The sequence below is a fragment of the Streptomyces sp. NPDC054770 genome, assembly GCF_053611985.1.
On sequence record NZ_JBSHBL010000001.1, the window covers coordinates 327,534 to 339,626 of the forward strand.

At 70.1% G+C, this 12,093-nt stretch carries 11 protein-coding genes; 4 read left to right on the forward strand and 7 right to left on the reverse strand.

The genetic code is table 11. The features are described 5' to 3' along the window. Nucleotides 1–193 precede the first annotated feature (193 nt). Nucleotides 194–487: a DUF6479 family protein gene (locus ACWGKQ_RS01365; protein ID WP_453289798.1), complete on the forward strand. Its 294-nt coding sequence runs from the start codon at nt 194–196 to the stop codon at nt 485–487. 75 nt (nt 488–562) lie between these two features. Here ACWGKQ_RS01365 and ACWGKQ_RS01370 read toward each other — a convergent pair whose 3' ends face one another. Continuing rightward, complete coding sequence (locus ACWGKQ_RS01370) at nt 563–2,200, reverse strand: flavin monoamine oxidase family protein (protein ID WP_453289799.1); 1,638 nt, start codon at nt 2,198–2,200, stop codon at nt 563–565. A 26-nt stretch (nt 2,201–2,226) separates the two neighbouring features. Beyond that, nucleotides 2,227–3,273 carry a lytic polysaccharide monooxygenase auxiliary activity family 9 protein gene (locus tag ACWGKQ_RS01375; protein WP_453289800.1) on the reverse strand — a complete coding sequence of 349 codons (1,047 nt, stop codon included), beginning with the start codon at nt 3,271–3,273 and terminating at the stop codon, nt 2,227–2,229. A 196-nt stretch (nt 3,274–3,469) separates the two neighbouring features. Here ACWGKQ_RS01375 and ACWGKQ_RS01380 point away from each other — a divergent pair, with 196 nt between their 5' ends. After that, nucleotides 3,470–3,838, forward strand: coding sequence for a hypothetical protein (locus ACWGKQ_RS01380; RefSeq protein ID WP_453289801.1), 369 nt, complete (start codon nt 3,470–3,472; stop codon nt 3,836–3,838). Here ACWGKQ_RS01380 and ACWGKQ_RS01385 read toward each other — a convergent pair. Then, nucleotides 3,829–4,365, reverse strand: a complete 537-nt coding sequence (locus ACWGKQ_RS01385; RefSeq protein WP_453289802.1) for a CGNR zinc finger domain-containing protein — start codon at nt 4,363–4,365, stop codon at nt 3,829–3,831. The genes ACWGKQ_RS01380 and ACWGKQ_RS01385 overlap by 10 nt on opposite strands. A gap of 234 nt (nt 4,366–4,599) precedes the next feature. On the opposite strand from ACWGKQ_RS01385, the gene ACWGKQ_RS01390 reads away from it, so the two are divergent. Next, a complete protein-coding gene (locus tag ACWGKQ_RS01390; protein WP_453289803.1) occupies nt 4,600–5,469 on the forward strand; it encodes an alpha/beta fold hydrolase in 870 nt (289 codons plus the stop codon). Nucleotides 5,470–5,518: 49 nt separating this feature from the next. Further along, nucleotides 5,519–6,379, forward strand: a complete 861-nt coding sequence (locus ACWGKQ_RS01395) for a DUF427 domain-containing protein (protein ID WP_453289804.1) — start codon at nt 5,519–5,521, stop codon at nt 6,377–6,379. An 88-nt stretch (nt 6,380–6,467) separates the two neighbouring features. Here the strand turns inward: ACWGKQ_RS01395 and ACWGKQ_RS01400 are convergent, their stop codons facing one another. The 4 genes from ACWGKQ_RS01400 to ACWGKQ_RS01415 all read right to left on the reverse strand — a co-directional run bounded on the left by ACWGKQ_RS01400 (nt 6,468) and on the right by ACWGKQ_RS01415 (nt 12,043). After that, nucleotides 6,468–8,342, reverse strand: coding sequence for a DNA/RNA non-specific endonuclease (locus tag ACWGKQ_RS01400; RefSeq protein ID WP_453289805.1), 1,875 nt, complete (start codon nt 8,340–8,342; stop codon nt 6,468–6,470). A 184-nt stretch (nt 8,343–8,526) separates the two neighbouring features. Continuing rightward, nucleotides 8,527–9,774: an MFS transporter gene (locus ACWGKQ_RS01405; protein WP_453289806.1), complete on the reverse strand. Its 1,248-nt coding sequence runs from the start codon at nt 9,772–9,774 to the stop codon at nt 8,527–8,529. A 15-nt stretch (nt 9,775–9,789) separates the two neighbouring features. Continuing rightward, nucleotides 9,790–10,683 (reverse strand): dihydrodipicolinate synthase family protein, encoded by an 894-nt coding sequence (locus ACWGKQ_RS01410; protein ID WP_453289807.1) that lies wholly within the window; start codon nt 10,681–10,683, stop codon nt 9,790–9,792. A gap of 34 nt (nt 10,684–10,717) precedes the next feature. Further along, nucleotides 10,718–12,043: an aminotransferase class I/II-fold pyridoxal phosphate-dependent enzyme gene (locus ACWGKQ_RS01415; RefSeq protein WP_453289808.1), complete on the reverse strand. Its 1,326-nt coding sequence runs from the start codon at nt 12,041–12,043 to the stop codon at nt 10,718–10,720. Between the last annotated feature and the right edge of the window lie 50 nt (nt 12,044–12,093).

The window sequence follows — 12,093 nt, forward strand, 5'->3', positions numbered from 1 at the left end:
GCGCAAAGCGCCTCGCGGGTGCTCGCCCTCCCGGTCAACCGTCGGCTCCCACGCAAGGGCACCGCTCAACGAAACGGCCGATACATACCTCTTCGTCCACTCCACGGCGACGCTACCGGCGACCAGGCACACACCACGTCAGCCACGCCTCTTCCCACGGCATTCGCCACCGGGCAACGGGTACTCGGCGCCCATGCACACGACCCATGAGCAACTGGCCGCCGCCGACCCGGCGGCGGGGATGGTGATCATCGTCGTCTGCGGCCTGCTCGTCACGGCCGCACTGGTGGCCGCCGTACGCCTCGGTATCGGCGTACGACGCAGGGAGTCCGCACCCCCTCGCCGCGGTGACCACCCCGCGCTGGCAGCCCGGCTCCAGCAGATCCTCCGGCGGCGGAGGCGGCGGCGCGACATGACCGACTCGCGCGCGCCGGCCCTCATCATCGGGACTCGCTTTTCCGCGGCACTTAAAAGGCCGGTTCTCTGACCTGGGCCTTCCTGGTTCTGACCACCGGAACCCGTACGTCAGCCGTGGATCCGGGCCCAGGGCGCCGTGCCGTGGTCAGAGTCCCTGGGTGAGGAAGGCGGCGTCGGGGACCTGGACGGCCGTGGGGGCGGTGCGCGGGAGGAGGCCGAGGATCTGGGCGACGACGTACTGCGCCGACATCATGGCCCCTTCCTGCCAACCGGGCAGCGGGGATGCCTGGTCGCCGACGACGTAGAAGCGGCCGTCGCCCTCGGGCTGGAGGAGTTGCTTGTAGGCGACCTGGTGGTCGGGGTCGGCCGGGTCCCAGTCTGCCCAGCCGCCGAGTTGGTGGGGCACCTTGTGCCAGGCGATGGTCACCCCCAGGTCCTGGGGCACGGTGGTCTTCTCCAGGAACTCACGGTGCAGCTGTGCCGCTCCGTCGCGGGCCAGCCGCAGCCGGTCGGCCGGCGTGCGTTTGCCCATGTCCTCGGCGTACTCGCCGAAGTTGTACGCCCCGGTGAGGGTGCCCGTCTCGGAGAAGTAGTCGTTGGACGGGTACCAGAACTGGGTGATGGGGTGGTCGGTCCAGCTGATGCCGCCGTAGATCTGGTTGTGGTCGTCCTCCCAGAACCGCCGGTTCGCCTGCCAGCCGACCTTGCACGTCGGCGCGAAACCCACCGCCTTCACGGCGTTCCGGAACGCCGTGGAGAAGCCGGTCAGCGTGAGCTGCTTGAGCACCGGCAGCGGGATGTTGCTCACGCAGTAGTCCGCCGTCGTCGTCAGTTCCTGTCCACCTGAGCGGTAGGTGACGCTGACCGCATCGCCCGCCAGGTCGATCGATGTGACCTCGGCCTTGAGTTCGACGGTCACGTCGTACTCGGAGGTGATCCGCTCGGTGAGCGCGTGGACGATCTTGTCCATGCCGCCGACCGGCTGGAACATCGTGGCCTGCCACAGGTAGTCCACCGGCTGGTAGAACCTGTGCTTCCAGAACTCCGACCGAACCAGTTCGGCGAGGGGCAGCGGGGGTGCGGGCCGGGGGAATTCGTGGACGTCGAGCGGCTCGTCGTAGCCGGAGCGGGTGGAGCCGTGGTACTCGTTCTCCTCGTCCAGGTCGCCGAACCTGCTCAGCAGGTCCCGCAGCAGCCCGGTGAACTCGTCACTCTCGGTCAGGGTGGCGGACAGGAGCGCGGCGAGGTGGCCGCGGGTGTCGTTGGCGATCCGCCGGTTGCGCCAGGGCCGGCCGGGCGGGGTGTGTCCCGCGCGGTGCAGGACGTTCGCCGTGGTCTCCATGATGTACGGCTCCAGCGGCACCCCGAGGTCGGTGCAGTACCGGAGGACTCGGCGGTGGTGGTAAGGGATGCGTCCGGGGCCGAGGTTGAGGTACAGGCCCTGGTCGAACGCGCAGGTGTGGGTCAGCACCGGGCTGTTGCCCTCGCCGTCGAGTTCGTACAGCTTGTCACCCTTGCGGGCGGTGCGGTTGCGGCCGCCGGTGCGGGGCTGGGGCTCCAGGACCGTGCACCGGTAGCCGAGCTTGCCCAGTTCGTAGGCGGCGGTGAGGCCACCGACCCCGGCGCCGAGGATCAGTACCGACGGCTCCTCGCCGGCCGCCGCGCGCGGTGCGGCGGCGAAGTCGGGCGCGGCGCCTTCGCCGGAACTCAGCGGGCCGCCCAGGCCGGACATGGCGTGGTAGAGCGACTGTGCGGCGGGGGTGGCGGACTTGCGTGTGCTCATGGCTCTCCTCTCGGGGGACGAGGGGGCTAGTGGAAGTCGACGTCGGAGACGCTGACGAAGAACTCGCCCACGGAGTCGTGTCCGGCGTCGCCGCCACCCCAGATGTTGACGATGGCATGCCGTCCCCGCCGGGACGCCAGTGCCTCGGTCGTGTACTGCAGCTCCTGGTCGGCGTGCGTGCCGCTGCCGTGGTACTCGACCATGAAGGGAGTCGGCTCCAGCACGTCCCAGGAGATGCCCTGCGCCGGGTCCCAGCCCTCCGAGGTGATGAACCACTGGTGTGTCCACTTCGGACCCATGTGGTTCTGCCGGTAGTTGTAGGTGAAGGTGTGCCGCCCGTCGACGGCCTCCAGCGTGCTGGTCGGCCAGTCACCCAGGCCGTCCCCGCCGGGCAGGTCCAGGCCCTGGAAGGCGGGATTCGCAGCCGACGCCACGTCGGCGCCCCGGAAGAACTTCCGGTACTCCAGGTACCCGCGGGCCTCGTTCCACGGCGGATCGCCGACCGTGCCGGGAGGCACCACTTCCTGCCAGGTGGTCGAGGTGTTCAGCGCGCGCGCCTGCCGGCAGATCGGCGAATCGTCCTCGTCACGGATCGCCCGGATCGCCCTGCTGACCGGGAATTCCAGACTCCCGTGCCGCTCCCGGCCGCCCTCCTGCCGTTCCTCGGTGCGCGCGGGGATGAATACGTTGTAGGGCTTGGACGTGGACGTGTCGACGGTGAGCTCGTCCGTCAACGGCCCCCACGAGCCGTCCGTGTGCCGGGCCCGGATCTTCACCCGGTACTCGCGGGCCGGAGCCTCACCCAGGCACACCCAGTGCCGGTTCGCCGCCTGCCAGTGCGGATACCAGGCCGCCCAGTACAGGTCCACCGTCTGTGCCAGCCGCCCGTCCAACCACACCTCGTAGTGGTGCGGGTAGTCCGGCCGGCCGTTGTTCCAGTCGGGCGGCTCCGTGAGTCCCTGGCCAGGGACGTTCTGGCCGATCTGCCAGGTGAGGGAGATGCCCTCCAGCTTGACGTGACCGTCGTCGCGGTAGGTCGCCTCCGCACGCAGGTCCTCAGGGTGGGGCTGCATCTGGGTGTTCCTCTCAGTCGCACAGAATGGGTGGTCCATCGCGAACAAACCGCACTGAAACGCCCCAAATGCCACCACTCACTGTATTCGGGCATATGCATACCGCAAGTGCGGCGACTCGAAGCCGGGGGGTTCCGCGGGAGCGGGTGACGAGAATCGAACTCGCGCTCCCAGCTCGGGAAGCGACGGCGCCTGGGTGGCGGCATCACTGCTGACCTGCGAATACACCGTCTCCGGCATCGCGCGACGAGCTGACTCCGCACCGTTGCCGATCCATGCGCCCGGCCGACGCGAACCGGAACGTACCGGCCTGCCCGGCCGTCGCACCGGCAGTGCCGGGGTGCATCCCCTGCACCGCCGGAGTAATGCCACACGGTTGCTCGCGAAGGAGCGTCCGGCACCAGAGGCCGGTGCGACAGCCGTCGGCCGACGTTTCCAGCTCGCCCTTGCCCGGCTCGGCGCCGGAACCCTGCTCGGTGCCCTGCTTCCCGCGGCCGGCACGGCCGTGATCGCCGGCGAGATCGCCGAGGTGAAGCGTCGACGTGGCGGTACGGATCAGACGTGACCGCCGGAGCTGTCACCCGGCTGCACGTCGCGGGTGCGCTGGTAGTGGCGCCTTGCCTTCATCCGGTTGCCGCAGACGGCCATCGAACACCAGCGGGCCCTGTTCGTCTTACTGCGGTCGATGAGGAACAGCCGGCACTCCGGGTTGGCGCACGGCCGCAGCCGGCCCGGCATGGTCTCCTCCAGCGCACTCCAGGCCAGGAGGGCCTCCACCGCCATCCGGCGCTCTGCGGGAACGTCCAGCTCCCACGACACCCCCGCGGACGAGACGTGCGGACGGGAGGTGACATCCCTCAGAAGCGGGGCCAGAGACGCGGCCGACCGGCTGCCGCGCACCAGGTCCTGCAAGGCATCACGCACCTCCAGGACATGGCGGTGCTCTTCTGCGCTGCCACTGCCACCGTGGGCCCGCTGCCAGGAGCCGGCCGCTTTCGGATCCGCCAGCCGGTCCCGGACCACCCCGTTGACCACGGGCGTGGTGTTGAGGAGTTCCAGCAATGCGTCCTGCTGTTCCCGACCGGCCACCATTGCCCCCTCCTAACCATTTGCACTCACTTGAAAGGTTACATGACCACAGGTCCGCACTGGCCGACGACCCTTCACGGACAGAGGCTCGAGTCACGTCGACGCCACACCGCCGGGCGCGGCGATTCCCCCGATCCCACCCTTGTCACCCTAACCAGTAAAACCATCTTGACAGGTTAAAACAGGCGTGCTCGACTGGATGTGTAACCACTCAAACTCGACAGAAAGGTTAGCTAGATGAGCTCCGCAGTCCACCACCGCACCGCCACGGTCAAGGGTCTCGAGGTCTTCTACCGGGAGGCCGGCGACCCGAAGGCCCCCGTCGTGGTCCTCCTCCACGGCTTCCCGACCAGTTCGCACATGTTCCGCAACCTGATCCCGGCGCTCGCCGACCGATACCGCGTGATCGCCCCCGACCACATCGGGTTCGGCCAGTCCGCCATGCCGAGCCTTCAGGACTTCCCGTACACCTTCGACGCCCTCACCGAGGTCACCGCCGGCCTGCTCCAGCAGCTGGGCGTCGACCGGTTCGCGATGTACGTGCAGGACTACGGCGCCCCCATCGGCTGGCGGCTCGCGATCCAGGCCCCGGACCGCGTCACCGCGATCATCACCCAGAACGGCAACGCCTACGAGGAAGGCTTCGTCAAGCCCTTCTGGGACGGCGTCTTCGCCTACGCCGAGTCCCCCGGGCCGGACACCGAAGCGCCCATGCGCGGGGCCCTGACCCCTGAGGTCACCCGCTGGCAGTACGTGAACGGTGTCGCCGACCCCAGCCTGGTCAGCCCCGACAACTGGGTCCACGACCAGGCCCTCCTCGACCGGCCCGGCAACGACGAGATCCAGCTCAGGCTCTTCCGCGACTACCCCACCAACGTGGACCTCTATCCGCAGGTCCACCAGTACTTCCGCGACTCCCGGGTCCCGCTGCTGGCGGTCTGGGGCGCGAACGACGAGATCTTCGGCCCCGACGGCGCCACGGCGTTCCGCCAGGACCTGCCCGATGCCGAGGTCCACCTGCTCCAGTCCGGGCATTTCGCCCTGGAAAGCCACCTCGAGACCATCACCGAACACATCCGCGACTTCCTCGCCCGCTTCCTCGCCTGACGCGCAGAGGATCCAGGCGGCGAAGGACCCGGTACCCGGAAGGAGCCCCATGGGACTGTCCTGGCAGCAAGGCCCCCTCGCCACAGGCGCGATCGGGCGCTTCCTCACCCCCGAGCCCTTGCCCGAGCGCCTCCTGTTCGCCGAACGGCTGCGCCGCCGCATGCGCGTGAGGTTCGACGACACCTGGATCGCCGACAGCGAGAACGTCGTCCTGCTCCACGAGCCGGGCCGCTATCCCGTCGCCTACTTCCCCCGCGAGGACGTCAACGAGCCGGCCCTGGTCCCCAGCGGCAAGGTCACCCACCACAAGGACCTCGGCGACACCGCCTGGTACGCGGTGCAGGCCGGCAACCGCACCACCGAACGTGCCGCCTGGGAATTCACGGCACTGCCCGGGCACGCCTGCGAGCTCCAGGGCCGTATCGCCTTCGCGTGGCGGGCGATGGACGCCTTCTACGAAGAGGACGAACGCATCCTGGGACACGCCGCGGACCCCTACCACCGCATCGACATCCGCGACACCTCCCGCACGCTGGAAGTCCGCCTCGGCGACAGCGTGATCGCCCGCTCCGAGCACCCCGTGGTGCTCTTCGAGTCAGGATTCGCCCCGCGCTGGTACGTTCCGCGCGCCGACGTCGACGAGACCCGGCTGCGCCCCGTCGAAGGGCAGACCTTCTGCCCCTACAAGGGCTTGTGCAACTACTACGACATCGGCGACGTGCACCGCGCCGCCTGGTCGTACCGCAACGCCTACCGGGAGGTCGACCGGATCGGCGACCTGGTGTCCTTCGAAGCGGACAGGGTCGAGGTCCGTCTCGACGGTACGCGCCTGCACCCCGAACCCGGCCAGAACGTCGTCCCCCACGGCGTCGACCGCGGCCTGGACGTCAATGAGATCAAGGCCCACTGACCCGGACGAACTACGGGTGCTGTGGGTGTACCGCGTCCGTGAGGCGGACGGGGTACACCCATGCGCACGGTCCGGGGGATCCGGCGGATCAGCCCCAGTGGATGTCGGCCAGCGTGTCCAAAGGCATCCGCTCGGCCACGGACTCGGGTACGAGCAGGTGGTCGCCCTTGTGGAGGGTGGTGGGGAAGCGGAGGTGGGTGCGCTGTTCGAGCTCGTCGAGGGTGACCTGGAAGACGCGGAACTCGTCGAGGTCGAGGACTTCGAGCTGGTCCAGGTTCTGCGTGAGCAAGAACGCCTTGGCCTTCAGCTCGCCCCGTTCGGCGAAGGCGATGACCTTCCAGAACTCGCGGGGTATCTTCACCCCGCGGTACACGCGGTCGTCCTCCTGGAAGACCGGTCCGCCGAAGACGCTGACCTTGAGGTCGTCGACGTCGACGTCGGCGAAGACGGCGTCTTCCAGCTCGCCCCACAGGCCGTCCCTGGCGCTCTGGTTGAAGTCGTCCTTCTGGGGGGTGATGTTGGTGTAGAAGAACGAGTCGGTGTTCGCCTTGTGCGCCTCGGGCAGGCTGCCCCACAGCAGGTCGGCGCGGCGGGCTATGTGACCGCGGTCGAGCCGGTTGGTCTCGTACAGCTCGTTGCCGACCTGGGTGTTCGCGGGCAGTCGCGGGTCCTTGGTGAACGGGATCCCGGAGCGGCTGAGTTTCTTCAGGCTCGCGCCGTCGATGTTCCAGCTCACCCATATGGGCAGGCGCCGCTTCTTGCTGAGCGTCAGCGAGAAGTGCGTGTAGTCGATGACCTCGGTGCCGTCGAGCCGTACGGCATCGCCACTGAGCTGTGCGGAAAGGCGCGGGACGTCGATCTGCTCGTCGAGGAACTGCGGGTTGTAGCCCAGCAGGGGTTGTACTTCCTCGGGGGTGGGCTGCTGCAGGGTGATGCCGAGTTTCTCGAACACGGAGCTCGACAGGCAGGCCAGTGCGTGGTCGTCCGGGTCGCCGGCGCTTTCACCGCCGAAGTGGAGTCCGGCGATGACCTTGCCCGGCCGGCCGTTCTGCTTGAACAGCCATGCCGCGCCCGAGTCGCCGCCACTGCTGATCTGCCGGTCCGCGGCCGGGTGCTCGTCGTCGGGCCCGATCTCGAAGCACCCGATGGTCCGCTCGCCGACGTCGCCCCCATAGTCGATCTTGGCCATGGTCCCGATACGGCGCACGATCCCGTGCGTGACGCCCGTCGTGCGGCCGCTCTTGATCACCTTGTCGCCCAGCTCCGGCTCGCCCAGCTCCTGGGGTGCCACACCGAGGTCCAGGATCTTCGGGTCGAAGGTGCGTCCGCCGTCGATGGTCGCGACGGCGCAGTCACCGGCCGGGCCGAGGTGGGAGCGCTTGAGGGCGCCGAGGTGGTTGCGGGAGACGCGGTTGTCGTCGAACCGGCCGGGCTGCACGATCTCCTCGCCCAGTTGACCGTCCGGGCCCTGCAGCACATGCCAGTTGCTGAGCACGTACGGGGTGCCGTCCGTCTTGTCGAACACGATGCAGCCGATGGTGCCGGCCGTCACGGTCACACCTCCGACGCTCGCTCCCGGGATGATCGGGTCGAGGTGTCTCTTGCGCTCCGGCTGCTCCACCTCGGCCACCACCCGGAAGTGCGGCGCGTAGCTGCGCTGGACGACGTCGGTCGGCACCTGTACGCCGTCCACCGTGACGGTGTCCGGTATCCGGGTCGTGCCCAGTGCCTCCAGCGCCTCCGGCTCGGCCTTGCTGTCGACGGTGAACTGCAGCACGACCTGCTTGCCCCGCACCCCGTTCTTGATCTTCTGGCCGATGCCGACGGACGACACGTTGGGGTCCTTCAGCAGGTCCGGTCCCCGCGTGCGGATGTACTGCTTCAGGGAGTCGATCAGCTTGTCCTGGGCGGAGGCGGATTTCCTCGGCGGCGACGCGGCCTTCTTCTTGCCGTTGACGGTCATGAGTCCCAAACGTCCTTTCGCGGAAGGAGCGGCACGCACCACGTGCACCGCGAACCGGCCGGAGCCGGCCCGGCGTCCCCCTGGGCGTCCACTGTTCGACATCTCATCGAATCAGCGTTATGCGGCATATGCCGCTATTTGGTAACCCAAGAGAGTCGGAGGTGATCGACGCGTCCCCGCACCGTCATGGGCTCTTCTCGCCGGTTCCCGCGAGGCGCGCCTCGACGGTCGCGGCGACGACAGCGGACGAGACGGCCAGCAGGCCGACGAGGAGCGGCAGTCTGACGGTCATGCCCGTCAGGGAGCCGGCCAGCGCCGTTCCGGCGGATCCGGACGTGATCTTCAGGGCCGCGACCCAGATGAAGACCTGGCTGCGTGCCCTGCGCGGTGCGTACTCCGTGCGGGCCGCGAGGGTGGCGGCGAAGAAGAAGGCGTTGAGAATCCCGGTGAGCGCGTAGGCCGCGACGCTCACCGCGAAGGCGGGGCTCAGGGTGACGGTGAGGAGGCCGGCGGCGACGCCCAGGGCGAGGCGGCGCATCAGCCGGCCGGGGGTGCCGGTGAGCGGGAAGGCCATGACGGCCATGGACCCGGTGAGATTGCCGAGGCCGTAGGCGGCGGTCAGGACGGCTGCGGTGGCAGGCGCGGTGCCGAGGATCTTCGTCAGGTGGACCGCGGTGATCGGCAGTGCGGCGACGCTCAGGGCGACGACCATCGTCAGATAGGCGGTACGCCGGAGATCGCCGGTGCGGGCCATCAGCGCGAGGGTCGCTCCCGGCTTGAGGACCGCGGTCCTGTCGCCGCCGTGGGACGGCTCGGCGTACGGCAGGAGCAGGACGCCACCCGCAGCCGTGGCGGCCCCCACCGCGAGCGCGAGTGCCGCCGCGGTGGGCGAGACCCAGCCCGACAGGGCAGCCACCAGGGACGGGCCGACGGTGCCGCCGATGCCGTAGGTGGCCACGTCCCAGCCCTGGGCCCGCCGTTGCGTGCGCAGTCGCGGACCGACGATGGCGGGCAGCCGGCTGCTGATGCCGCCGGTCAGCAAAGGCCCGCAGGTACCGGCCGTGGCCAGCAGCAACGCGGTCAGTACGGCCGGCGCGTGCCCGTATGCCAGTACTCCCGCGGCCAGCGCGGCGGCGTACAGCAGGCAGGCCGCCGCGATGACCTTGCGGCCGTCCCGCGCGAGGTCCAGCGGCCGCGCGACGAACGGGCCGAGCAGGTGCGGGGCGGTGATGCAGGCACCCAGCACCCCGGCGAGCGTCCCGGAGCCACCTGACGAGGTGACGAGCAGTACGACGGCCACCACGGCCCCGCCGTCGGCGGTGCGGGCGAGTGCCGCGGCGAGGACGTAGCGCGCCAGGCCGCTGCTCTCCTTCACGGGCGGATGCAGGGCCTGCCGGGTCCGCGGCGTGCCTGCTGTGCGCTGCCGGCTCATGGCGTCCGTTTCGGCTCAGGAGGTGAGCGCGAGGGCGTCCAGCACGGCGACGACCTCCTGGCGGGCGGTCCCGTCCAGGCTCCGCAAGGGGCGCGGCAGGTTGGGTTCCTCCGTCAGGCCGAGGTGGGAGGCGGCGGCCGACATGACGCGCAGGCTGCCGTGGCGGCGGAACAGGGCCCACAGCGGTTCGAGTTCCCGGGACAGGTCCGCCGCCGGGCCCGCGTGGCCGGCCTGGGCGGCGCGGGTGAGGACGAGGGCGGTGCGCGGGAAGGTGCCGCCGATCACCGAGTACCAGGCGTCGCACCCGGCGTTCAGGCCGCGGACGGCCGTCCAGTCGCCGCTCACCCCGATGGTGACGGTGGTCGGGATCTTCGCGCGCAGTGCGTCGACACGGAGCTCGGCCTCGCGCGGGTCGTCGGGGACACCGGGGATCTTGATCGACCCGATGTTCGGCAACTGCGCGATACGGCCGTGCAGTTCGTCGGTGAAGTGCACGTGCGTGGTGCCGGGGTTGTCGTACACGCACAGCGGTACGGAGAGCTCGCGGGTGACGTCCTCGTACAGGCCGAACACCTCTTCCTCGGTGAGCGGCTGATAGGTCATCGGGGCGAGCAGTACTCCAGAGGCGCCCGCCTTCTGGGCGTCCTCGGCCAGCTCCAGCACGTGCGAGGTACGCAGCGCGCCGATACCGACGATGACGGGAACCCCGTCGGCGGCGTCGACCGCGATCTTCGTGGCGCGGGCGCGCTGCTCCCGGGTGAGGTAGGCGTAGCCGCCGGTGGAGCCGAGCGCGCCGATGGAGTCCACGCCGGCGGCGGCCAGGCGGGCGACGAGCGCCGCGTACGCCGCTTCGTCGATGCCCTGCTCGCTGGTGGGTGTGAGGGGGAAGGCGCTCAGGCCGCGGAACATGGTGGCTCCTTGAGTGGGTGGGATTCCGTGATGGTCAGCCGGCCGGCGAGCGCAGTTCCGCGACGACCGCGGCGAGATCGGCGGCGAAGGCCTCGGCCTGCGGCTCGGTGACGGTGGCGGAGGTGACCCGGATCGCGCCCGGGTGGGCGGCCGGATCCGGCGAGAAGAGGTGCCCTGGCCGTACCGCCCAGCCGCGCTCGGCCAGGGCCGCGACCGCGGCCCGTGCGTCGACGTCGAGCTGGACCCATACGTTCAGTCCGTCAGGCCGGTGCGGGACCTCGATGCCGTGGGCGTGCAGCCGCTCGACGAGCAGACCGCTGCGCCGTGCGTAGACCTCGCGGGCCTGTTCGTGGAGTTCGTGGACGCGGGGATCGAGCAGGAGTTCACGGGCGATGTGCTGCAGCAGGCGGCTGACCCATGTGGTGCCGGCGCTCAGCCGTGCCTCCAGGTGCGCGGTGGACTCGGCGTCGGCGGCCACGAGAGCGAGCCGCAGGTCCGGCCCGAGGAACTTGGACACGGACCGCACCAGCGCCCAGCGCGCACTGCCCGGTGGTGTGATCCGGTGGTACGGCCGCGCGGAGACCGCCGAGAAGTGGTCGTCCTCGATCACGAGGACCTGGGGGTGCTCGGCGAGGATCGCCCGCAGGTCGGCCGCCCGTTCCGCGGTGAGACTCGCACCGGTCGGGTTGTGGGCACGGGGCGTGCAGACGACCGCGCGGGCACCGGCCTCAAGAGCGGCCCGCAGAGCGTCGGGGCGCATGCCGGCGCCGTCGACCCCGACGGGCGCCGAGCGGTAACCGCTCAGCCGCAGGGTGCCGATGCTCGCCAGGAAGCAGGGGTCCTCGATCGCCACCAGGTCCCCGCGGGTGAGGTGGGCGTCCAGCAGCCGCTCGGTGGCATCCACCGCTCCGTGCGTCACCAGGGTGCGGAACGGACGGTCGATGTCCTCGGCGAAATCGGCACGGGCCCACGCGTCCAGCCCCGCGTCGACAGCGGGCACACCGTACAGCGGCCGGTCGTAGTCTCCGCGCCGGGCGGCGGCCAGGGTGTCGGGCAGCAGCTCCGGGTCGGGGTTGCCGCTGGCCAGGTCGATGCGGTCGCCACCGACGCCGACACCGACGCCTTCGCGTGCGAGCTGCGGCACCGCCGCGACCACCGTGCCGCCGCGACCTCGCGTCTCGGCCACTCCCGCCTCGACCAGCCGCCGGTAGGCGAGGGCGACCGTGTTCCGGTTGACCCCCAGTTCGGCGGCGAGCGCGCGCACCGGGGGCAGGCTCGACTGCGGCGCCAGCTCGCCCGAGGCGACCTGGTCCCGCACACTCCCTGCGATCTCGGCCGCGGTGGTGCCCCGGATACGCACGTGATCAGCTCCGCCCGAACACAAGAATTGTCCTATGCCAAAGTTTGTCC

Excerpts from the sequence above, each read along its gene's own strand:
- ACWGKQ_RS01365 (WP_453289798.1), top strand. The coding sequence starts at position 194 with ATGCACACGACCCATGAGCAACTGGCCGCCGCCGACCCGGCGGCGGGG.
- ACWGKQ_RS01370 (WP_453289799.1), bottom strand. The coding sequence starts at position 2,200 with ATGAGCACACGCAAGTCCGCCACCCCCGCCGCACAGTCGCTCTACCAC.
- ACWGKQ_RS01375 (WP_453289800.1), bottom strand. The coding sequence starts at position 3,273 with ATGCAGCCCCACCCTGAGGACCTGCGTGCGGAGGCGACCTACCGCGAC.
- ACWGKQ_RS01385 (WP_453289802.1), bottom strand. The coding sequence starts at position 4,365 with ATGGTGGCCGGTCGGGAACAGCAGGACGCATTGCTGGAACTCCTCAAC.
- ACWGKQ_RS01390 (WP_453289803.1), top strand. The coding sequence starts at position 4,600 with ATGAGCTCCGCAGTCCACCACCGCACCGCCACGGTCAAGGGTCTCGAG.
- ACWGKQ_RS01395 (WP_453289804.1), top strand. The coding sequence starts at position 5,519 with ATGGGACTGTCCTGGCAGCAAGGCCCCCTCGCCACAGGCGCGATCGGG.
- ACWGKQ_RS01400 (WP_453289805.1), bottom strand. The coding sequence starts at position 8,342 with ATGACCGTCAACGGCAAGAAGAAGGCCGCGTCGCCGCCGAGGAAATCC.
- ACWGKQ_RS01405 (WP_453289806.1), bottom strand. The coding sequence starts at position 9,774 with ATGAGCCGGCAGCGCACAGCAGGCACGCCGCGGACCCGGCAGGCCCTG.
- ACWGKQ_RS01410 (WP_453289807.1), bottom strand. The coding sequence starts at position 10,683 with ATGTTCCGCGGCCTGAGCGCCTTCCCCCTCACACCCACCAGCGAGCAG.